The sequence below is a fragment of the Lacinutrix sp. YIN62 genome, assembly GCF_057219185.1.
The window spans coordinates 168,628-189,659 of sequence record NZ_JBXVVH010000002.1 but is presented as its reverse complement, the minus strand read 5'-3'; the positions used below and the strand labels follow the sequence as shown (position 1 = coordinate 189,659).

The window sequence follows — 21,032 nt, the reverse complement described above, 5'->3', positions numbered from 1 at the left end:
AATATAAAGAGATTTAGATCGTCACCGAAATGACAACACGATTTATGAAAAAAAAAGTAGCTTTTTACACTTTAGGTTGTAAACTTAATTTCTCCGAAACCTCTACAATAGCTAGAGATTTTACAACGGAAGGTTTTGATCGTGTAGATTTTTCTGAAAGTGCAGATATCTATGTAATAAATACCTGTTCTGTAACAGAAAATGCAGATAAACGCTTTAAGTCAATAGTTAAGCAGGCGCAAAAAAATAACCCAGAAGCATTTGTAGCAGCTGTTGGTTGTTATGCACAGTTGAAACCTCAAGAATTAGCCGATGTAAATGGGGTTGATTTGGTTTTAGGCGCCACCGAAAAATTTAAAATTACAGATTATATAAACGATTTGTCTAAAAATGATTTTGGTGAGGTACATTCTTGTGAAATTGAAGAAGCAGATTTTTATGTTGGTAGTTATTCCATAGGCGATAGAACGCGGGCATTTTTAAAAGTACAAGACGGTTGTGATTATAAATGCACGTATTGTACAATCCCTTTAGCACGTGGTATTTCTAGAAGTGATGCTTTAGAAAATGTATTAAAAAATGCTAAGGAGATTTCAGAGAAAGAGATAAAGGAAATTGTTTTAACGGGAGTTAATATAGGGGATTACGGAAAAGGAGAGTTTGGAAATAAGAAGCATGAACATACATTCTATCAATTGGTTGAAGCTTTAGATACTGTTAATGGTATCGAGCGTTTGCGAATTTCGTCTATAGAGCCTAATCTACTTAAAAATGAAACAATAGACTTTGTTTCTAAAAGTAGGACTTTTGTGCCGCATTTCCATATTCCGTTACAAAGTGGCAATAATGAAATATTAAAATTAATGCGCAGGCGCTATATGCGAGAATTATATGCAGATCGTGTTACCAAAATTAAGCAAGTCATGCCGCATGCTTGTATTGGAGTAGATGTTATTGTAGGATTCCCAGGGGAAACCGATGCGCACTTTTTAGACACGTACAATTTTTTAAATACTCTAGATATTTCATACTTACACGTCTTTACATACTCTGAAAGAGCTAATACTGTCGCTGCTAATATGGAAGGGGTTGTGTCTAAAAATGTAAGAGCTAAGCGTAGTAAAATGTTAAGAGGCTTAAGTGTAAAGCTACGTCGTGCCTTCTACGAAAAACAATTAGGAAGCCACAGAACAGTGCTTTTTGAAAGTGAGAATAAAGAAGGTTATATACATGGGTTTACAGAAAATTATGTTAAAGTAAAAACCCCTTGGAACCCAGCATTAGTGAATACATTAAAAAAGGTTAAACTAACAACAATTGACGACGATGGTTTGGTAAGGTTTGAATTTATAGATAATAAGTAAGTCGCCTAACATGTAATATAAAGTCAGCAAAAAAGAAGTTTTAGACTATGGATTAGAGATGTTAAAGCAACATTATAAGCTTAATATAGAGTCATAGTTAATTAAAATAGAATAAAATTATGCTATCTTAAAAAGGCTATATTTATGTATTGTATGTAGCGGCAATATAGGAGTTAAAATTGTATAACGCTTTATGCACCCAAAACGCAGGTGATAAATCAAATATTCAAGTTTAATTAAGTTATATTATATCCTTACACCAACAGGAAGTAAGCTTTTATATTGTCTGTTTCGTCTAATAAATTTAGCAATTTCTGGACTTGTAGGGACAATGCTTAAGTTTCTGTCTTTAACATTTTCAAAGACTAATTTTAGAAAGTCTTCAGTGAAATTTTTGTCAGTAATTTCCTCAGGAACAATTAGTTTTGTTAAGAAAATTTTTCGATCTTGAAGAGAATATTCAATTTTAGCAAAGTGGTCTTGGTTTTTCAATTCAAATTGACGTAAAAAGTTATTGTCAATTAGTTCCGCAGCATCAATCATAATGTAATAAAATTTAATTTTTAAGTAGGAAATTAAAAATAGAGCAAACTATTTTTATAGCTTTACGATTACAAATTTATAAAAAATTATTGATAATCGCCTTTTATTTTATGTTAAATACTTATGATTCAAGACTTAATACATGTTTACCTTATGCCAGGTATGGCAGCGAACCCTTCTATATTTGATAATATTAATTTACCCAAAGCGCAATTCAAGATACATAAGTTGTTCTGGGTTATCCCTGAAGAAGCAGAAACTCTTAGTAATTATGCTTTACGAATGACCAAAAACATAGCACATGAAAATGTGGTATTGCTCGGAGTGTCGTTTGGAGGTATTTTAGTACAAGAAATGAGTAAACACATTAAGTTACGAAAACTAATAGTAGTTTCTAGTGTTAAAACAAAATACGAATTGCCTAAACGCATGAAGGTGTTAAGGGTTACAAAGGCATATAAGCTTTTACCAACGCAATTGATGAGTAATATAGATTTGTTAGCTAAGTTTGCCTTTGGTAACACCATTACTAAGCGTATTGATTTATACAAGAAATACCTTTCAATGAGCGACAAACGCTATTTAGACTGGTCTATAGCACAAATTATTAATTGGAATCAAGAGCAAGCGATTCCCGAAGTAATACATATTCATGGTGAAAAAGATGCTGTGTTTCCTCATTCTAATTTAAAAAAATGCATTACCGTTAAAGGTGGAACGCATATTATGATTATTAACAAATATAAATGGTTTAATGAAAATTTACCGCGCTTAATTTTAGCTTAAAAAAGAAGCTCTATTTGGTAAAAAACTTTAAATTTACATAAAAAGTATTGAAGATGAATATCGTACAAAAGACATTAGCTTTATTTGGATTAATGTGCCTCTCATGGGTATTTATTAATGCATTAAGTGAGGCGCCAACCGATGAGAATTATGAGACAAAAGTGGTAAATGATTATAACGTTTATGCGTTACAAGTACCAGATCGGTTAGATTTTGCAGGAGAAGGAGTGCCTTTAGAAAATCCCGATATACTAGAAAGAATGGATAAAGAGTTATTGGTAAACACCTACTGGCAATCCAATGGTTTACTTATGTTTAAACGCGCAAAACGCTATTTTTCAATAATAGAGCCTATTTTAGCGAAACATGGTGTTCCTGATGATTTTAAATACCTAGCAGTAATAGAGAGCGGTTTGACAAACGCAAAATCTCCTGCGGGAGCAAGTGGTGTATGGCAAATTATGAAAGCAACAGGACGTGAAAATGGGTTGGAAATTAATGCAAATGTAGACGAACGCTATAACCTTGAAAAAGCAACAGAAGTCGCGTGTAAATACTTGAAAAAGTCTAAAAACAAACTGGGGTCTTGGACTTTGGCTGCCGCGGCTTACAATGCTGGTAATGCGGGTGTTTCAAGACGTTTGAAAGCACAAGATGTTACGAGTTACTATGATTTGTTGCTAGGAGAAGAAACAGGACGCTATGTTTTTAGAATAATAGCATTAAAAGAGATTATGTCAAATCCAAGACGATACGGTTTTAATTTTAGAGAGAAAGACTTATATAATCCGGTCCCTACTTATAAAGTCTCAGTAGATACGGCAGTAAGTAATTTTGCGCAGTTTTCTAAAACACTGAATATCAATTATAAATTATTAAAACTTCACAATCCTTGGCTAAGGCAAAAGGTGCTTAATAATAAATCCCGTAAAAAATATTTTATTGCTATTCCTCGAGAAGGATATTATACTATTACAGATTAACTATATTTTGTTAGTGTCGAAAATAGATTTAGCTTAAAACATAATGAAAACAAAAATGGATTTATCGGTTATATTTATTCTAATAATAGTTGGAATATTAGCAGGGCTTTTTAGTGGAATGTTTGGAGTAGGCGGCGGCGTAATAATGGTACCGCTTATGGTTTTTGCTCTTGGCTACACTCAGCATCAAGCCCAAGGGACTAGCTTAGCTGTTCTGGCAGTCCCAGTAACGTTTTTGGCGGCCTATACTTATCATACTTCTGGAGAGCAGCCTATCAATTTTAAATATGCCTTAATTATAGCTGTTTGTTTTGTTTTAGGGGGCTATTTAGGGACAAAAATAGCCATTTCAATAAGTGAAACAGTTTTAAAAAAAATATTTAGTGTGCTATTAATTCTAGTCGCTATTAAAATGTTTTTTAGCAAATAATAAAAACTATTCAATAAAAAAAGGAACTGTTTTACAGCTCCTTTTTTGTGTTATTTTAGTAAACTTACCTTCTTGAGCGACGTTGTTGCCTCATAGAGCCGCCTTGGCCATAATGTTGACTTGGCATTTGGGCACGCTTCATATTGTTTTTCATGTCCTTAATTTGCTCTTTTAACATGCCTTGTTTGTCTAATTTTTGCGCTTCGTTAATTAATAGTGTTGCTTCTTGTTTTTTGCGTTTAGAAAAAGCAATACCCGCTAAATTAAGTTTAGCCATAGCCAGATCTTGATCCATAGATAAGCCTAAGGCAACTGCTTTTTTAAAGCGACGCTCAGCTTCATTCATATCAGATTGAGAGACTAAGATGCCATTTAAATAATGAAAATAACCTTGTTGCTTTACAACTAAGGCTGCTTCTGGGTTTTTAATTTTATCTAACCAGTTTTTTGCACCAGCCATATCTTGCTTTCTAAGTTTTAAAAAGGCTAGAAGAATAAATTCGTTTTTAAAGTATAGAAATACAAAAATTAGAGAAAGTAAAATAAGCATAATACCATTTCCTATTCCACCTTCTGTAAATTGCCAAATAGCAGTGGAAAGTATTAGGCCAGCAATGATTAATTTGAATATTTTATTGTACATTTATTATGTTTTTATATGAGGTTAAAGGCAAATAATAGCCTTCATTTTTTTTATGCTCGTTGTTTTAGATTGCAAAGAAACTAATTTTTATCGAAAAATTAAGCTTTAGAAAACGTAATTTACACTCCAATTTATGAATCGGTTTTCTGTTGTTTTTATTAAAAATGATAACTAATACGTAGTAATATGATAAATATTTTTAAAATAAGGTTTGTGAAATAAAAAAGTCGTTGTATATTTGCGCTCAGTTTTAGAGAAATACTTAAGCTAATTAATTAAAATACAATTCAGACTTTAAAGATATTATAAAATGAGCAAAAGAACGTTTCAGCCATCAAAAAGAAAGAGAAGAAACAAACACGGTTTCAGAGAAAGAATGGCATCGGTTAATGGTAGAAAAGTATTAGCTCGTAGAAGAGCAAAAGGAAGAAAGAAAATATCTGTTTCATCTGAAACTAGACATAAAAAATAATGATTAACAATTGTTAATATGATTAGGGCGTTACTTAGGTGTAACGCCTTTTTTTGTATCTTATTATTACTATTTTTGAAACTCTATAAATCAACACAATGCCAAAGAATTCAAAGTTAAAATCGGTACTTATCATCGGATCTGGTCCTATTGTAATCGGACAAGCCTGTGAGTTTGATTATTCAGGAACACAAGCTTTAAGATCGCTTAGAGAAGACGGAATTGAAACCGTTTTAATCAATTCCAATCCAGCAACTATTATGACGGATCCCTCAATGGCGGATCACGTATATTTATTGCCATTAAATACAAAATCTATTATAAAAATCTTAAAAGAGCATCCGCAAATCGATGCTGTTTTGCCTACAATGGGAGGGCAAACGGCGTTGAACTTATGTATTGAAGCAGATGAAAAAGGGATTTGGGAAGATTTTGGAGTCGATATTATTGGAGTCGATATCGATGCTATTAATATCACAGAAGATAGAGAAAAGTTTAGAGAGTTAATGCTTAAAATAGGTATCCCAATGGCGCCTCAAGCAACAGCAACCTCATATTTGAAAGGAAAAGAAATCGCACAAGAATTTGGCTTCCCATTGGTTATTAGAGCCTCTTTTACTCTAGGTGGAGCAGGCGCTTCATTTGTTTATAAAGAAGAAGATTTTGATGAGTTGTTAACACGTGGTTTAGAGATTTCTCCAATCCATGAAGTTATGATTGATAAAGCATTGATTGGATGGAAGGAATACGAATTAGAATTACTTAGAGACGCAAACGATAATGTTGTAATTATCTGTACCATCGAAAATATGGATCCTATGGGGATTCATACAGGGGATTCTATTACAGTTGCACCTGCTATGACCTTAAGTGATAAGACTTTTCAAAGAATGCGTGATATGGCTATACATATGATGCGTAGTATAGGAGACTTTGCTGGTGGTTGTAATGTACAATTTGCTGTAAGTCCAGATGAGAATGAAGATATTATAGCTATAGAAATAAACCCTCGTGTATCACGATCGTCTGCATTAGCAAGTAAAGCCTCTGGATATCCTATTGCAAAAGTAGCAGCTAAATTGGCTATAGGTTACCATTTGGATGAGTTAGAAAATCAAATCACAAAATCGACATCGGCTTTATTTGAACCTACTTTAGATTATGTTATCGTAAAAATACCACGTTGGAATTTCGATAAGTTTGAAGGTTCAGATAGAACACTAGGTCTTCAAATGAAATCGGTTGGTGAAGTTATGGGAATTGGACGCTCTTTTCAAGAAGCATTGCATAAAGCGACTCAATCTTTAGAAATAAAACGTAATGGATTAGGAGCCGATGGTAAAGGCTATAAAAATTACGATCAAATAATAGAAAAACTTACCTATGCAAGTTGGGATCGTGTATTTGTTATTTACGATGCGATACAAATGGGAATTCCTTTAAGCCGTATTCATGAAATTACAAAAATAGACATGTGGTTCTTGAAGCAATATGAGGAGTTATATCTTTTAGAAAAAGAGATTTCTAAGTTTAAAGTAGAGACTATAGAAAAAGAGTTGTTATTAGAGGCCAAACAAAAAGGATATGGCGACAGGCAAATAGCACATATGTTAGGTTGCTTGGAAAGCGAAGTATACAAAAAACGCGAAGCGTTAAATGTAAATCGCGTTTATAAGCTGGTGGATACCTGTGCAGCAGAGTTTAAAGCTAAAACACCCTATTATTATTCAACATTCGAAAACGATGTAGAGACAGCAGACGGAAAGCGATTTGCAGATAATGAAAGTGTTGTTTCAGATAAAAAGAAAATTATTGTTTTAGGGTCTGGACCCAATAGAATTGGACAAGGAATAGAATTTGATTATTGTTGTGTTCATGGCGTTTTGGCGGCTGCTGAATGTGGCTATGAAACAATAATGATTAATTGTAACCCAGAGACTGTTTCAACCGATTTTGATACCGCAGACAAGCTGTATTTTGAGCCTGTTTTTTGGGAACATATTTACGATATTATTAAGCATGAAAAACCAGAAGGTGTTATTGTGCAATTAGGCGGGCAAACGGCTTTAAAGCTTGCGGAAAAACTAGAACGTTATGGAATTAAAATTTTAGGATCTAGCTTTAAATCTTTGGATTTGGCTGAAGATAGAGGCAGTTTTTCTAATATATTAAAGGAGAATAATATTCCTTATCCAGAATTTGATATCGCAGAAACGGCAGAAGAAGCCTTGGCTGTTGCTGATAAGTTGGATTTTCCTATTTTAGTGCGCCCATCGTACGTGTTGGGAGGACAAGGCATGAAAATAGTAATAAACAAAAAGGAATTAGAGGAACATGTTGTTGATTTATTACGTAGTATTCCTGGAAATAAATTACTTTTGGATCACTATTTAGATGGTGCTATAGAAGCAGAAGCAGATGCTATTTGCGATGGCGAGAATATTTACATTATAGGAATAATGGAACATATAGAGCCTTGTGGTATTCATTCTGGAGATAGTAATGCAACATTACCGCCGTTTAATTTAGGGAACTTGGTAATGCAACAAATAAAAGACCACACTAAAAAAATAGCTTTAGCTTTAAATACAGTAGGTTTAATTAATATTCAATTTGCTATTAAAGACGATGTTGTTTATATAATAGAGGCGAACCCAAGAGCTTCTAGAACCGTCCCTTTTATAGCCAAAGCTTATGGCGAACCTTATGTAAATTATGCAACAAAGGTTATGTTAGGCGAAAAGAAGGTGACCGATTTTACTTTTAATCCTAAATTAAACGGTTATGCTATTAAACAACCCGTATTTTCGTTCAATAAATTTCACAATGTAAACAAACAACTAGGGCCAGAAATGAAAAGTACAGGAGAGAGTATTTTATTTATTGATGACCTAAAAGATGATGAGTTTTATAACCTGTATTCAAGACGTAAAATGTATTTGAGTAAGTAACGGTATTCATAAATTTTATAAAAGCGCATTGCTAACCTTTATGGAATAGCAATGCGCTTTTTTGTCCTAATAAATAAATTTATAAAAGAGAGAATCTTACTTTATTTATAAGGACTATTTTTTATATAATCCACGTGTTTTCTAACATAAAACATTGGTTTTATTTCTTTTTTAACTATAAATTGAATAAAAATGTTTAATTTTAAATTGAAAAAAGGAAAATATTATGAAAAAAAAATACACTATCAAATTATTGTTAACCCTGGTATTTATAGCTTTTATAGGCTTGAAAATCAACGCTCAAGTGCGTATCGTAGGCGTGGATCCTATTAATAATCAAGTAACGCTTCATAATTATGGAGCTGCAGCTGTAGATATTTCTGGTTATTGGCTATGTAATTTTCCATCTTATACACAAGATATGTCTGGGCTAACACCATTGGCTCCAGATACAAGTGTTACCGTTACTGCTACAGTTGCTATGGATGTTGGAGATGGAGAAATTGGTTTGTATGATACCAATAGTTTTAGTTCTACTATTGCTATGCAAGATTATATGGAATGGGGCTCTGGAGGCCATCAAAGAGAGGCCGTTGCCGTTGCTAAAGGCATTTGGGGAGCTGGAGATTTTATTGATGCTGTAGCACCATATGAATATATGGGCGATGGAGCAGAGAACGGTGTCTCTTTTTGGGGAGAATCTTTAAGTACTCCACAAATAGAATCTGAAATAAAGACGTTTTCAATTTATCCCAATCCAAGTGCGTTAAGCTTAAATATAGGGCTTCCAAATTTAGTTAAAGGAGGTTTAAAATTTGAAGTTTTTGACGTTTTGGGAAAGAAAGTCTATTCAGGGAGTTTGAGTACATTGTCATCTAGTATAGATGTTTCTAAATGGAATAATGGGATGTTTTTAGTAAAGTTAACTTCAATTGAAGAAAATATAACATTAACCAAACGCTTTGTTAAGATCTAGAAGATAATATAAAAATATACTAAAAATAAGGCCTTCAGCGTAATAGTGTAGAAGGCTTTTTTATTCAAAAAAATTAAATATCTATTTTTACTTTTGAGTTTTTCAATTCTGAAAGATAATCTTTAATAAGGAAATCTTGTTCATATTCTAATTGGCGTTCCTTTTTATTATTGCTCCTTTTTAATGCTCTTAAGAAACGTTTTACTTCTCTTTTATTATTTAATATTAAGCCGGGAACTTCAATAGATTTACCGTCATTATTTTTGGCAACCATAGTAAAGTATGAGGAGTTACAATGTTTTGTTTTTCCAGATTGTATGTGTTCAGCTTCTACACGAATGCCAATAACCATAGAGGTTTTACCAACATAGTTAATGGATGCTTTCATTGTTACTAACTCTCCAACCTCTATGGAATCTAAAAAATCTACAGTATCTACAGAGGCGGTAACACAGTAGGCCTTGGAATGTTTAGAAGCACAAGCAAAGGCAATTTGATCCATTAACTTTAATATATATCCACCATGTATTTTACCACTAAAATTAGAATGAGAAGGGAGCATTAATTCCGAAATGCTAATTCGTGAGGCATCTACCGTTTTGTATGTATTCATAATTCAGATATTTAAATGTTAATAAATAACGTTATAGATTGTGTCTGTTATATCATAGGAGCTAGATTAGTTTTTTAGTATTAATTATAGGGATGGATCTGTGAAAATGGAATCCTCTATTTAATTTTCATTTTCTGCACGTTTTATAATAGCTTCAGGCAATGCCTTTTTTGCTTTAGCTCCCATTTTTTTCAATTTTTCTACACTGGTAATAAGATTTCCTCTACCTTCTACTAATTTATTCATAGCAGCAGAATAATCTGTTTTAGCGGCATCGATCTTTTTACCCACACCAGTTAAGTCTTTTACTAAACCTTCAAATTTGTCATATAGTGCCCCTGCTTGTCTTGCTATTTCAATGGCATTACGTTGTTGTTTTTCATTATTCCACATCGTATCTATGGTACGTAAAGTCGCTAATAGTGTTGAAGGCGTAACTATAACAATGTTGCGTTCAAAAGCTTTGTTGTATAATGAATTGTCTTCATTTATAGCTATGGCAAAGGCCGGTTCTATAGGAATAAATAGCAAAACAAAATCTGGAGATTCAATGTCATATAAATCTTGGTAGTTCTTGTCCGATAATTGTTCAACATGGCGTTTTATAGAGTTTATGTGAGCTTTTAAATGGGTATTTCGTTCTTCATCTTCAGCATTGACATAGCGCTCATAATCGGTTAAGGAAACCTTAGAATCTATAACCATTTTTTTGCTGTCGGGAAGATGTAATATAACATCTGGAAGTACACGGGAACCATCATCTAAAGTAAAACTTTGTTGTAAGAAATATTCCCTGTCCTTTTCTAATCCAGATTTTTCTAAAACGCGTTCCAGAACTAATTCGCCCCAATTTCCCTGCATTTTACTATCTCCTTTTAAAGCTTTTGTTAAATTGGTGGCTTCTTTAGTCATTTTTTGATTTAAATCCTTTAGCCCTAATAGTTGTTCTTTTAAGGCCGAGTGTAAACTGATGCTTTCTTTTTGCGTATCGTCTACCTTTTTTTCAAACGTTTGAATTTTTTCTTGTAAAGGATTTAAAATATTTTTGATATTCTCCTTATTTTGAATCGTAAATTTTTCAGATTTTTCATCTAAGATTTTAGTTGCAAGAATTTCAAAATCTTTTCTAAGTTGTGCTTGGCGTTCTTCTAATTGTTCTTCCCGTTTTAAATTTAATTGTTGAAGGTTTTCATATTCAGCATTTTTCCGAGTTAATTCGGTATTTAAAAATTCTTTTTCACGGCGAATGGCTTCTCGTTCGTTTTCAGTTTTAGAAATGGTTGCCTTTAAATCTGTGAATTGGGTGTTAAAAGTGTCATTTTGTTTCAGAATCTCTGCTTCCGTAAATTGTTTATAATCATTAAACTGTTGTTGCAAATTAGTATTACGTTCTTCTAAGGTGCTTTTTTCGCTTTTACTCTTTAGTTTAGAAAACAAGATGCCTAAATAACCGCCAGTGGCAGCAGCTATTAGTATTGCAAGGATAAGAATGAGATTGTCGGTCATTATATGAATAGAATTTAGATCAAAGATAATTTTTTTAGAAATAAGAAGGAAGCTAGACTATAGAAGTTATTATTTAATTACTAAAACAAGATTATTTCTTACTTTAAAGATCAAAAAAGAAAAACATAAGGTTTATTTTTTTACTCTAAAACTCCCTGTGTTTTCATCAAAAATAATAAGATCTTTAGGGAATAAGCTCTTAAAAGCACCTTGTTTAATCAAGTTTTTTGGGGTGTCCTGGACAATATTGTTATTTGACATAACGATGAGGTTATCACATAACTGTATCGCTAAATCTATTTCGTGAGAGGAGAAGAGTATTGTTTTACCAGTGTCTTTTGCAAGTTGTTGTAATAGTTTTAAAATATAGGCTTTATGGTACATGTCAAGATGCGTTGTAGGCTCATCTAAAATAATGATAGAGGTGTCTTGAGCTAGTGCACGTGCTAACATTACTTTTTGTAATTGTCCATCGCTAAGCTCGTAACATTTTTTATGCTTTAAGCTTTCAATATTAGTTTGAACTAATGCCTTATTTGTGATAATAATATCTGTATTAGATAAATTACCAACCCAATTTGTATAGGGTTGCCTTCCTAGCGCAACTAGTTCAAAGACCGATAGGTTTTTAGACATAACACTTTCGGTAAGGACTAAACTTAAAACCTTTGCTAAGTTTAAGGCATCGTAGCTTTGTAATGTTTTATCGTGAATCGTTATATGACCACTTATAGGAGCTTGAACGCGTGTAAGTGTACGTAGTAATGTAGATTTACCTATACCGTTGGCTCCAACCAGGCCTATTAATTCGCCTTTATGAAGCTCAATATTAATGTTGGAGGCAATAATAGCATCTGCTTTTTTAGAAGCATACCCAATAGTTAAGTTTTGTGCTTTTAAGATGATATGTTGTTTCTTTTTTTTCAAATTAAAATACCATTTTTTTCTTTCTAACGAGTAACCAAACAACAATGGGCGCCCCAATTAAGGAGGTTATGGCGTTAATGGGTAAGGTGTAATCTGTATTCGGGAGTTGTGCAATACTATCACAAATAAGCATAACTATTGCGCCTAATAAAAATACGGCAGGCAATAGTATTTTATGACTAGAGGTGTTAAATAATTGTCGTGTTATATGTGGAATTGCAAGACCTATAAACGCTATTGGACCAGCGAAAGCAGTAATAGTTCCGGCCAACAGACTTGTTGCTATAATAATAATTAAACGGCTTTGTTTAATATTTAACCCTAAACTTTTGGCATAGTTTTCTCCTAAAAGAAGCGTATTTAATGCTTTTATAGAGGCAATACTAAAAAGCATACCGATACTATAAATGGCTGCAAAAACTTTAAGTTCTCCCCATTGGAGATCTCCTAAACTTCCAAATCCCCAAAAAATATATTGTTGTAATTCTTCGGCAGAGCTAAAGTAGGAGAGTACACTTACTATGGCAGCTGTTATGCTCCCAAACATTAACCCTATAATAAGTATAGCCATAGTATCTCTTACACGCATCGAAACTATTAATACCGTAAGTAGTACTAGAAAACTCCCAAAACTAGCTGCTATAACTAAGCTCCATTTAGAGATTAAAAGACTCGTTAAAAAGCCTCCTAATAGCGAGGAACCCATAATAACTAAAGCAACACCTAAACTGGCGCCAGAGGTAATTCCTAGGACAAAAGGGCCTGCTAATGGATTTCTGAATAAGGTTTGCATTAATAAACCAGAAACACCCAACCCTGAACCTACTAAAATGGCCGTAATAGCTTTTGGTAATCGGTAGTCTTGAAAGATATACTCATTATTTGTATAGTGATCTGGACTTGTAAAAAAACTATTAAAACATTCTTTAAATGGAATATTAACAGAACCTAAACTAACATTTACCACAAAGAGTAGTATTACTATTAGTAGTAATAGTATGAAATAGATCTTATATGATTGTGTTTTAGTCAATTATTTAAGACGTTTAAAAAAAGTGGGTGTGTAATTTTTTAATAATTCTGGATGGCAAATTTTAATAATATCTTTTAATACTAAATCAGGCCTTGCTATGCCTTGTTCATAATAAGTGACGCCTCCAGTTTGACCTGTGGTGTTAGAAAACGAATAGATTTTTTTGTTTTTAAAGGCTTCAAATTCAGTATAATGAATGTTTGCTTTCTCTAAGGCTTCCAAGCTTGTGTAATAGGAAGGGCTTAACCATAAGTTCGCCATTTTTGCTTTACTAAAAACAACTTCAAAATTTAAGGAAAGACTCCCCTTTCCTGTAGAATTTTGCCATAAATAATTAGTGTTAGCATCTTTTAAAATTTGTGCTTCTGCACTGGTGCCGCTAGGAAGGTACCAAATATCTTTGTACATGGCACCGCTTAATATTGTTGGTTTTGTGGTGGCGCCAAAGGCTAATGATTTAGCTTTTAGATAGTCTGTTTCTATACGTTTAAAAATGGTATCGGCTGCCTCGCTTTTATTGTAAAGAGCTCCAAATAATTTGATCCATTCGGCTTTTGCTAAAGGCGATTTTTCTACCCAATCCCCATTATAAATAACTGGGATTTTTGCATTTTGTACAGTTTTTAGAGACTTATTTTTTCCATCAACACCAAAGGCCACAACAACATTAGGTCCTAAACTTAATAGCACTTCTGTATTTAAGCCTTCGTTTTTACCTAATTCTCTAACATAACCATCATCTATGCGTTGCCTTGTTTTTTTAGAGGAGACGTAGTTAGTCCCAGGGAAGCCAATTAGAGAGTGTTCTACTCCTAATAATTCCAAGGCAGGGATATGAGTTGTAGACGTTACCACGATTTTATTTACAGGGGTAATTATAATCCCATCATATTGATCTTGCATAAAAGTTGTTTTGGCAGCTTCTTCTGCTGAAATTAAAACATACTTAAAATGAGAATCTGAATTTGGCCAAGGATTCTTAATATTTAAAATGCGATGATTACCGTTGTTTTCAATGCTAAATCCTTCGGCATAAGCAGTGTTTTTTTTGCTATTGGAAACCTGTGCTTTAGTATTGCTTTTTAAGGGCGGTGCTTTAGTTTCTTCTTTGCAAGAAATTAAGGAGAGGAACAGGAATAAAGTGACTATTGTTTTCAATTTGATTGTATTTGGTACATCAAAAGTAATATTATTTAATCTTTTGTAAGGAACATTGATCAAAAAGCTTACTTTTGCAGCGAATTTTGGTTCGGTATAACAAAAACGATATAGCCTTTTAAAGTATTTAAGATCATATCGTTTTAACCCTATCGATTAAAAGGGAATCAAGTGAAATGCCATGAGTCTTATTTAAATCATGAGATAAAAGCATTATAGTCTTGAACTGTTCCCGCAACTGTAATCTTAGTCACCTTAGTGTGATGCCTATTGTTAAAACTTCTAACCACTGATTTTTAGGAAATTGGGAAGGTAAACAATATGGACGAAAGTCAGGAGACCTGCCAAAATTTATCATCTAAAAGTGATTCTCGGGTAAAGAATCTAAAAGATTTATGAAAAAAACGATTAGTACACTACTATTTACTATTTTTTGTTTTTGCAGCATTGCTCAAGCACAAATAGATTCTATCCAAACATTAAATGAAGTGGTGTTAAGTGATAATAAGTTAAAACACTATGCTTCTGGAGTTAAAGTAGAAGTGCTTAATGATTCTATTTTAGATAAAAATGAAATGTCTTTAACCCACTTATTGGCCTTTAATTCTAATATCTATTTTAAAGAGAATGGTTCAGGAATGGTTTCTTCTCCTTCTTTTAGAGGAACCAACGCATCCCAAACCGCAGTAATATGGAATGGAATAAATATTAATTCACAGCTTAACGGACAAACAGATTTTAATACTATAAATACAACCAATTATAATTCTATAGATATTCGTAGTGGTGGTGGGAGTGTTCAATATGGAAGTGGAGCCATTGGGGGGAGTATTCATTTAAATAATAAATTAAGATTTTATTCTCATTTTAAAAATAGTTTAAGGTTGTCTTATGGCAGTTTTAATACTAAAAATAGTAGTTATACCGCAACCTATGGGAGCGAAACATTTTCAGGGAATATAGGGATCGCTTATATCGAATCTAAAAACGATTATAAATACTTAGGTACGGATAAAATCAATGAAAATGGGCAGTATAATAATGTGAATCTCAATGTGAATTTGGGCTATTTTATTTCAGAAAAAGATGTCCTTAAGTTATACCATCAGAGTTTTAGTGGGGAACGCAATCTTTCTGGAACGCTCGTCGCTGTAGGGCGTAGTAAATACGAAGATGAAAACTACCGTACAATGCTAGAATGGTCGCGTTTGTCTGGGAAATTTAGTTCTAAGTTTAAAGTAGCGCATTTACAAGAGTTATTTCGATATTTTGAGAATAAAGACAAGGACAATTATTCTTTTGGAAAGGTTAATACTCTATTGTTCAATCATAGTTTGAATGTTCGTTTATCCGAGACATTGCAATTCAAAACTATTTTAGATTACAATAGTTATGAAGGTGCTGGAAGTAGTTTTGGAGATCCTAAAAGAACCGCATTTTCTGCTACAGCTTTATTAAATCATAAACCAGCAGAAAAATGGAATTATGGTATTAACCTTAGGAAAGATTTTACATCGGGGTTTGAGAGCCCGTTTGTGTTTTCTGCAGATGCAGCTTATGCAGTAACGAAATATTATACTCTGCAATTAAATGGTTCAAAAAATTATAGGATACCAACCTTTAACGATTTGTTTTGGACTCCTGGCGGAAATATGGATTTGGTGCCAGAATCTTCTTATCAAATAGATTTAGGGCAGCAATTTAATTTTAAAAAAATCAACTTTAAGTTAAACGGGTATTATATTGATACCAAGGATCTTATTTTATGGAAACCAGATAATACAGGGACTTGGTCTCCAATTAATGTTGCAGAATCTAAAAGCTATGGCGCCGAAGTAGAAGTGCAATCACATTATAATATTAATCGTCATCGTTTTAGTTGGAGTGGGCATTATTCTTATACAGTTTCTGAAAATGTAGAAACAAAAGAGCAACTCGTTTATGTCCCGTTTCATAAAGCAAATGCATCTTTAGCATACCATTACAAAACATTTACGATGTTTTATCAGCATTTGTATACTGGTGAAGTGTACACATTAGAACGAAAAATATTACCTAATTATACTGTAGCTAATATTGGTGTTAGTTATATCATTAATAAACGTAAAGCCGTTCATTATGCGTTTAATTTTAAAATAAATAATCTGTATAATAAATATTACGAAAACGTAGCATTGCGTCCAATGCAAAATAGAAACTATCAAATACAAACAACAATTAAATTTTAAAAAAAAATGAAACTTAACAAAATAGCTTTAATTGCCTTAGCAATTGGTGTAACGTTTACATCTTGTAGTAATGACGACGACAATTCTGCTCCAATTATAGATCCAGAACCGCCTGCTGCTTATGAAGATGGTATTTTAATTTCAAATGAAGGTCAGTTTAGTGGAGGTGTTGGAACTGTATCTTATATCTCTAATGATTTTTTAACAATTGAAAATAATATCTTTTCAAATGTTAATGGTAGGAGTTTAGGAACTGTAGCTCAGAGTATGGCTTTTAATGGAGACTTAGCTTATATAATCATAAATGTATCTAATCAAATAGAAGTCGTTAATAGATATACTTTTGAAGCTATAACAACAATAGACACAGGAGTTATTAATCCAAGATATATGACTATTTCTAATGGTAAAGGCTATGTGACAGCTTGGGGCGATTATACAGATACAACAGATGATTCATTGTTAGTTATTGATTTAGAAACAAATACTGTAGTAGAAACTATAGCTACAAGTTATTTGCCAGAGGAAATTACATCAATAGATAATAAAGTCTTTGTTGCGACAGGTATTTATGGAAGTGGTGATAAAGTAGATGTTATTAATACACTTACAGATGAATTGCAAGAAAGTATTACCGTTGGAAGTTCCCCTAATTCTTTGCAATTAGATTCAAATGGTGATTTATGGGTTTTATCTTCAGAAAATCTAGTAGAAATTGATGTTAATTCAAATGAAATTATTAAAACGCTAAATTTCGATAGCACTTTAATGTCTCCGTCAAAATTAAATTACGCTGATGGTGATTTCTATTTTTATGATGCAGGAGCAGTTTATAAGGTTAACGAGTCAGCAACTTCATTTCCTACAATTTCAGAATTTTCTGGAGTGAATTTTTATGATATGTCTGTGAAAAACGGTCTATTGTATGGTCTTGATGCAGGAGATTTTACTACTGATGGTACTTTGAAGATATATGATTTAGATACCAAAGTGGAAACCAGATCTATCTTTGTGGGAGTTAATCCTGGGGAGGTTTATTTTAACTAAAAAAAATTAAGAGGGTTTTAAAACAAATAAATTTCTAGAACTTTAAATAATATCGAGCGTAGTTTAGAATTTGATCATTATAATGACATTTCTATAACGCTCGATTTTATTTTATATATGTTATGTTTAGGCTTTAAATCAATTCGCAAAACCAAAATCCAGTTTTAGATACTTCTGCATTGGGAGTGTCGTATTCTCTGTAAATTTTTTCACCTATTTTAAAGGCTACAGGCTGTTTAAAAATAGGCCCATCATAACAAAAGGTGTGAAATTCTCCGTTTTCACCACAAGGGTCAACACCTGTAGGCAAACTAGCAATAAGCGCTTTGGTAAGTGTTTTTCCAACAAAATCTCTATCAAAGTATTTTGCACTTGCACAGACCACAACGGCTTTAAATCCTAAATTTAAAAAGGTCTCTATAAGAGTGGCCGTATTTTTTTTCCAAAGTGGAAAAAGTGTTTCTATGTTTAACTTTGCTAGATTTTGTTCTCTATAGGTTTTTAAATCTTCTAAAAAAATGTCTCCAAACACAGTGTGTGTAAAACCATCTTGTTTTAATGTGTTTAAAGCGTTATGCATTATTTGCTCATAGGTTTCCATACTCGGTTGTTCAGGAAGTGCTATAGAATGGGAAGGAATTCCTATCGCTTCTGTTTGTTTTAACAGCAGTTTAGTATGTAAGCCATGCATAGAAACACGATTGTAATGTGCATTTATCGTTGTTATTAGAGCGTCGATTGAATAATTAGGATCTTGTAATATATAATATAGCGCTAATGCCGAATCTTTACCTGTACTCCAGTTAAAGTAAGTTTTATGTTTTTTTTCCAAAGTAAATCTTATTTAATTGTGGTCAATATACATTTCTTTGGCAAATGGAGTTAAATCTTTAGTCTCTCCAACCTCTTCGGTGTATTTATAGGTATTAAGAGTTTGTACTTTACTAATGTTACCTGTTATATGCATTAATGCAGTAGCTAGCAAAGGTTCATTTACATCTCCTAAAATGCCTAAATTACCTATCGTTTCTGTAAGCGGTGGGAACTCAGGAGATGGAGCTATGCCATTAGGAGGTACTTGATCATTATTTTTATTTACAGAAATAGCGACTAAAGGCTGTAAAGCATAAGTATGGCTAGGGTTAGCACCAGATCTGCTAAAATTAGGAGAATCATATAAGGTTATAGAGGCTTGAGACTTACCGGTTGTATTCGTCCCTATTTGAATAACATTAATGTAGGCGCCAAGGCTATTTATAATCATTTCACTTGCAGAAGCTGTACTATTGGTGGTTAAGACATATACCGTACTTAAATTTAAACTATTAACATCTGTTTCAAAATTAAAAGTTGCATTATTGGATTGTTGCAAGTCATTATAGACTAATTTTGAAAAAACTTGTCCGCTAAACTGACCTGTAACCATGCTTCCAAGAAGTGTTGCGGTATTAACAGAACCGCCAGGGTTGTATCGTAAGTCTAAGACTAAATGTTGTACAGCATTAGATTGAAAGTTTGCGAAGGCAGCATTTAGTTGGTCGTTAAAGTTGGGGGTAAATCCATTGTACATTAAATAACCAACCTTTTCATTTTCTACGGTTAGTACCTCTGTTTTAAATACAGGGTTTTCAGTATAAGGGGCTTTGGTGAGTTCTTTAACGTCTTCTGTTGTGTCTATACTGTCATCGGCTGTGTTTGTTGTACCATTATCATTATAAGCAGCCATATTTAAGGTCAAGTTATCTTCTTCAAGTAGGCCTCTCCAGTTGTCTACTGTTAAAGGCGTGCCGTTTACAGCATAAAATAAATCTCCGCGTTTTAAGCCTTGATTCTCCGCGCTTGTATTAGGGAGTATGTAGCGTATATATCCAAATATAGCATTACTTCCTTCAGTGTACCGTCTTAACCCAAATTCCATTCCATTAGTTGTGCTAACACCTGCAAATTGCTGTTCGAGCGCTAAGTAATCATTAGTAATCCAACTAAACCTGTCTACACTCTGTCTGTCGTATATTAAACTTTCAAATAAGTTTTCAGGAGTAGAAAATCCATTTAAAAAATTGTCGTAATCAGCATTTAAACTTTTGTTTTCTACTAAATTAGGAACATTATCACGGTATAAGTAGAAGGAATGCATTGCCTTATATACAAAATCATTAACAGAGGTATTTGTAGTCGGGGTATCATCAAGGTCTTCAAAACAACCTGTAAAAAATAAGGATGTCATAAAGAATAAAGCAATTCTAGGAGCGTTTTTCATTTATAAGTTTTTTCTTTTTCAGTTTAAAAATAAGTACTTTAATTGAAATTAAAAATTATTTGTAACAAAATTAAAAGGGAGTCGTCGTAATAACATAAAGCGACAAAAAAGTTTTTATAAGCACAATCAAAGAATGACACAGTCTGAGTTTTTAAATATTGTAACCCCTTTTAAAGATAAGGTCTTTCGTTTGGCAAAACGGCTTCTTGTTTCGACAGAAGAAGCAGAAGATGCAACACAAGAGGTCTTGATAAAATTATGGAAAAACAAGAAAAAAATAAAAGAATATAAGAATATTGAAGCCTTTTCAATGACTATGACCAAAAACTTTTGTTTCGATAAGTTAAAATCCAAGCAATCGCAGAATTTAAAAATAGTACATAGTAATTATCAAGATCATAACGTTACTTTGCAGAAACAAGTAGAACTGAATGATAGTATTGATTGGGTAGATAAGATAATGAAAGATTTACCGGAACAGCAAAAATTGGTAATTCAATTAAGAGATATCGAACAATATGATTTTAAAGAGATCTCTAAAATGCTAGATATGAAGGAAACAGCAATACGCGTAACCTTATCTAGGGCAAGAAAAACAATACGAGAAAGATTAACTAAAACACATAATTATGGTGTTAAATAATATAGAAAATTTACTAGAGCAATACGAGAAAGGTGAGACATCACTAAAAGAAGAGCAGCAGTTAAAAGACTATTTTTCGCAAGAGACTGTAGCGCCACACTTAGAAATGTATAAGCCTATGTTTCGTTATTTTTTGGTAACCCAACAGGAACAGTTTACTAAAACCATACCATTAAAAACTAAAAAAGGCTTTGACTATAAATGGTTATCGGTAGCAGCGGTGGTTGTTCTTATGTTTGGATTTTACTTTAATAAGCAGTCGGAGGTCTTTTCGGAAACAGAATTGCAGTTAGCACAACAACAGGTAAGAGCTTCTTTAGAACTAGTCTCAAAACAATTAAATAAAGGGACTTCTCAAGTAAATTATCTGGGTAATATTGATAAAGCAACAAAGCAAGTGACTTACCTTGACGAAATGAAAAACCCAATGGAACGAATTTTTAAAAAGAATTAAAAGAAATTTTAAAAT

General features: G+C 32.8%; 20 protein-coding genes and 1 riboswitch. Of the genes, 11 read left to right on the top strand and 9 right to left on the bottom strand.

The genetic code is table 11. The features are described from left to right. The first annotated feature begins 44 nt into the window (after positions 1 to 44). Entirely contained in the window at positions 45 to 1,364 is a 1,320-nt protein-coding gene (gene mtaB / locus AC2D8I_RS02280) for a tRNA (N(6)-L-threonylcarbamoyladenosine(37)-C(2))-methylthiotransferase MtaB (protein ID WP_484704370.1), read from the top strand. Between the two features lie 246 nt (positions 1,365 to 1,610). Here mtaB and AC2D8I_RS02275 read toward each other — a convergent pair whose 3' ends face one another. Then, positions 1,611 to 1,907, bottom strand: a complete 297-nt coding sequence (locus tag AC2D8I_RS02275) for a GNAT family N-acetyltransferase (RefSeq protein WP_484704369.1) — start codon at positions 1,905 to 1,907, stop codon at positions 1,611 to 1,613. A 123-nt stretch (positions 1,908 to 2,030) separates the two neighbouring features. Between AC2D8I_RS02275 and AC2D8I_RS02270 the strand changes: the two genes are divergently transcribed. Genes AC2D8I_RS02270 through AC2D8I_RS02260 form a run of 3 tightly spaced genes read left to right on the top strand, consistent with a single transcriptional unit; the run spans position 2,031 to position 4,106 of the window. Further along, complete coding sequence (locus tag AC2D8I_RS02270) at positions 2,031 to 2,693, top strand: alpha/beta hydrolase (protein WP_484704368.1); 663 nt, start codon at positions 2,031 to 2,033, stop codon at positions 2,691 to 2,693. A gap of 53 nt (positions 2,694 to 2,746) precedes the next feature. Beyond that, positions 2,747 to 3,676 carry a lytic transglycosylase domain-containing protein gene (locus tag AC2D8I_RS02265; RefSeq protein ID WP_484704367.1) on the top strand — a complete coding sequence of 310 codons (930 nt, stop codon included), beginning with the start codon at positions 2,747 to 2,749 and terminating at the stop codon, positions 3,674 to 3,676. Between the two features lie 43 nt (positions 3,677 to 3,719). Further along, a complete protein-coding gene (locus tag AC2D8I_RS02260; protein ID WP_484704366.1) occupies positions 3,720 to 4,106 on the top strand; it encodes a sulfite exporter TauE/SafE family protein in 387 nt (128 codons plus the stop codon). A 64-nt stretch (positions 4,107 to 4,170) separates the two neighbouring features. On the opposite strand, the gene AC2D8I_RS02255 is transcribed toward AC2D8I_RS02260, so the two are convergent. Beyond that, positions 4,171 to 4,749, bottom strand: coding sequence for a DUF2892 domain-containing protein (locus AC2D8I_RS02255; RefSeq protein WP_484704365.1), 579 nt, complete (start codon positions 4,747 to 4,749; stop codon positions 4,171 to 4,173). Between the two features lie 310 nt (positions 4,750 to 5,059). Between AC2D8I_RS02255 and rpmH the strand changes: the two genes are divergently transcribed. The 3 genes from rpmH to AC2D8I_RS02240 all read left to right on the top strand — a co-directional run bounded on the left by rpmH (position 5,060) and on the right by AC2D8I_RS02240 (position 9,148). Further along, the gene (gene rpmH, locus AC2D8I_RS02250) at positions 5,060 to 5,221 is read left to right on the top strand and encodes a 50S ribosomal protein L34 (protein ID WP_013751688.1); all 162 of its coding nucleotides are present in this window, start codon (positions 5,060 to 5,062) and stop codon (positions 5,219 to 5,221) included. 98 nt (positions 5,222 to 5,319) lie between these two features. Further along, complete coding sequence (gene carB / locus AC2D8I_RS02245) at positions 5,320 to 8,172, top strand: carbamoyl-phosphate synthase large subunit (RefSeq protein WP_484704364.1); 2,853 nt, start codon at positions 5,320 to 5,322, stop codon at positions 8,170 to 8,172. Positions 8,173 to 8,398: 226 nt separating this feature from the next. After that, positions 8,399 to 9,148 carry a T9SS type A sorting domain-containing protein gene (locus tag AC2D8I_RS02240; protein ID WP_484704363.1) on the top strand — a complete coding sequence of 250 codons (750 nt, stop codon included), beginning with the start codon at positions 8,399 to 8,401 and terminating at the stop codon, positions 9,146 to 9,148. 73 nt (positions 9,149 to 9,221) lie between these two features. On the opposite strand, the gene AC2D8I_RS02235 is transcribed toward AC2D8I_RS02240, so the two are convergent. The 5 genes from AC2D8I_RS02235 to AC2D8I_RS02215 all read right to left on the bottom strand — a co-directional run bounded on the left by AC2D8I_RS02235 (position 9,222) and on the right by AC2D8I_RS02215 (position 14,385). Then, positions 9,222 to 9,761 carry an acyl-CoA thioesterase gene (locus AC2D8I_RS02235; RefSeq protein WP_484704362.1) on the bottom strand — a complete coding sequence of 180 codons (540 nt, stop codon included), beginning with the start codon at positions 9,759 to 9,761 and terminating at the stop codon, positions 9,222 to 9,224. Between the two features lie 120 nt (positions 9,762 to 9,881). After that, positions 9,882 to 11,267: a DNA recombination protein RmuC gene (locus AC2D8I_RS02230; RefSeq protein WP_484704361.1), complete on the bottom strand. Its 1,386-nt coding sequence runs from the start codon at positions 11,265 to 11,267 to the stop codon at positions 9,882 to 9,884. Positions 11,268 to 11,399: 132 nt separating this feature from the next. Then, positions 11,400 to 12,194, bottom strand: coding sequence for an ABC transporter ATP-binding protein (locus AC2D8I_RS02225; protein WP_484704360.1), 795 nt, complete (start codon positions 12,192 to 12,194; stop codon positions 11,400 to 11,402). A 1-nt stretch (position 12,195) separates the two neighbouring features. Further along, positions 12,196 to 13,227, bottom strand: coding sequence for a FecCD family ABC transporter permease (locus AC2D8I_RS02220; protein WP_484704359.1), 1,032 nt, complete (start codon positions 13,225 to 13,227; stop codon positions 12,196 to 12,198). After that, positions 13,228 to 14,385 (bottom strand): ABC transporter substrate-binding protein, encoded by a 1,158-nt coding sequence (locus AC2D8I_RS02215; RefSeq protein WP_484704358.1) that lies wholly within the window; start codon positions 14,383 to 14,385, stop codon positions 13,228 to 13,230. It lies immediately after the preceding gene. Positions 14,386 to 14,508: 123 nt separating this feature from the next. After that, positions 14,509 to 14,748, top strand: a riboswitch (cobalamin riboswitch). 32 nt (positions 14,749 to 14,780) lie between these two features. Between AC2D8I_RS02215 and AC2D8I_RS02210 the strand changes: the two genes are divergently transcribed. Further along, on the top strand, positions 14,781 to 16,613 hold the full coding sequence (locus AC2D8I_RS02210) for a TonB-dependent receptor plug domain-containing protein (RefSeq protein WP_484704357.1): 1,833 nt from the start codon (positions 14,781 to 14,783) through the stop codon (positions 16,611 to 16,613). Positions 16,614 to 16,619: 6 nt separating this feature from the next. Continuing rightward, positions 16,620 to 17,660 carry a DUF5074 domain-containing protein gene (locus AC2D8I_RS02205; protein ID WP_484704356.1) on the top strand — a complete coding sequence of 347 codons (1,041 nt, stop codon included), beginning with the start codon at positions 16,620 to 16,622 and terminating at the stop codon, positions 17,658 to 17,660. A gap of 133 nt (positions 17,661 to 17,793) precedes the next feature. Here AC2D8I_RS02205 and AC2D8I_RS02200 read toward each other — a convergent pair whose 3' ends face one another. Together AC2D8I_RS02200 and AC2D8I_RS02195 are read right to left on the bottom strand one after the other, a co-directional pair. Next, a complete protein-coding gene (locus AC2D8I_RS02200) occupies positions 17,794 to 18,492 on the bottom strand; it encodes a Dph6-related ATP pyrophosphatase (RefSeq protein ID WP_484704355.1) in 699 nt (232 codons plus the stop codon). Positions 18,493 to 18,504: 12 nt separating this feature from the next. Then, positions 18,505 to 19,920: a S41 family peptidase gene (locus tag AC2D8I_RS02195; protein ID WP_484704354.1), complete on the bottom strand. Its 1,416-nt coding sequence runs from the start codon at positions 19,918 to 19,920 to the stop codon at positions 18,505 to 18,507. Positions 19,921 to 20,053: 133 nt separating this feature from the next. On the opposite strand from AC2D8I_RS02195, the gene AC2D8I_RS02190 reads away from it, so the two are divergent. After that, a complete protein-coding gene (locus tag AC2D8I_RS02190) occupies positions 20,054 to 20,563 on the top strand; it encodes an RNA polymerase sigma factor (protein WP_484704353.1) in 510 nt (169 codons plus the stop codon). After that, positions 20,550 to 21,017: a hypothetical protein gene (locus AC2D8I_RS02185; RefSeq protein WP_484704352.1), complete on the top strand. Its 468-nt coding sequence runs from the start codon at positions 20,550 to 20,552 to the stop codon at positions 21,015 to 21,017. Before AC2D8I_RS02190 ends, AC2D8I_RS02185 begins: the two co-directional genes overlap by 14 nt. The last annotated feature ends 15 nt before the right edge of the window (positions 21,018 to 21,032 follow it).

What these genes read in the sequence shown, in the direction of transcription:
- AC2D8I_RS02275 (WP_484704369.1), bottom strand. Translation starts at nt 1,907, where the DNA reads ATGATTGATGCTGCGGAACTAATTGACAATAACTTTTTACGTCAATTT.
- AC2D8I_RS02230 (WP_484704361.1), bottom strand. Translation starts at nt 11,267, where the DNA reads ATGACCGACAATCTCATTCTTATCCTTGCAATACTAATAGCTGCTGCC.
- AC2D8I_RS02195 (WP_484704354.1), bottom strand. Translation starts at nt 19,920, where the DNA reads ATGAAAAACGCTCCTAGAATTGCTTTATTCTTTATGACATCCTTATTT.
- AC2D8I_RS02190 (WP_484704353.1), top strand. Translation starts at nt 20,054, where the DNA reads ATGACACAGTCTGAGTTTTTAAATATTGTAACCCCTTTTAAAGATAAG.
- AC2D8I_RS02255 (WP_484704365.1), bottom strand. Translation starts at nt 4,749, where the DNA reads ATGTACAATAAAATATTCAAATTAATCATTGCTGGCCTAATACTTTCC.
- AC2D8I_RS02235 (WP_484704362.1), bottom strand. Translation starts at nt 9,761, where the DNA reads ATGAATACATACAAAACGGTAGATGCCTCACGAATTAGCATTTCGGAA.
- carB (WP_484704364.1), top strand. Translation starts at nt 5,320, where the DNA reads ATGCCAAAGAATTCAAAGTTAAAATCGGTACTTATCATCGGATCTGGT.
- AC2D8I_RS02260 (WP_484704366.1), top strand. Translation starts at nt 3,720, where the DNA reads ATGAAAACAAAAATGGATTTATCGGTTATATTTATTCTAATAATAGTT.
- AC2D8I_RS02205 (WP_484704356.1), top strand. Translation starts at nt 16,620, where the DNA reads ATGAAACTTAACAAAATAGCTTTAATTGCCTTAGCAATTGGTGTAACG.
- AC2D8I_RS02210 (WP_484704357.1), top strand. Translation starts at nt 14,781, where the DNA reads ATGAAAAAAACGATTAGTACACTACTATTTACTATTTTTTGTTTTTGC.
- mtaB (WP_484704370.1), top strand. Translation starts at nt 45, where the DNA reads ATGAAAAAAAAAGTAGCTTTTTACACTTTAGGTTGTAAACTTAATTTC.
- AC2D8I_RS02265 (WP_484704367.1), top strand. Translation starts at nt 2,747, where the DNA reads ATGAATATCGTACAAAAGACATTAGCTTTATTTGGATTAATGTGCCTC.
- AC2D8I_RS02185 (WP_484704352.1), top strand. Translation starts at nt 20,550, where the DNA reads ATGGTGTTAAATAATATAGAAAATTTACTAGAGCAATACGAGAAAGGT.
- AC2D8I_RS02270 (WP_484704368.1), top strand. Translation starts at nt 2,031, where the DNA reads ATGATTCAAGACTTAATACATGTTTACCTTATGCCAGGTATGGCAGCG.
- AC2D8I_RS02240 (WP_484704363.1), top strand. Translation starts at nt 8,399, where the DNA reads ATGAAAAAAAAATACACTATCAAATTATTGTTAACCCTGGTATTTATA.
- rpmH (WP_013751688.1), top strand. Translation starts at nt 5,060, where the DNA reads ATGAGCAAAAGAACGTTTCAGCCATCAAAAAGAAAGAGAAGAAACAAA.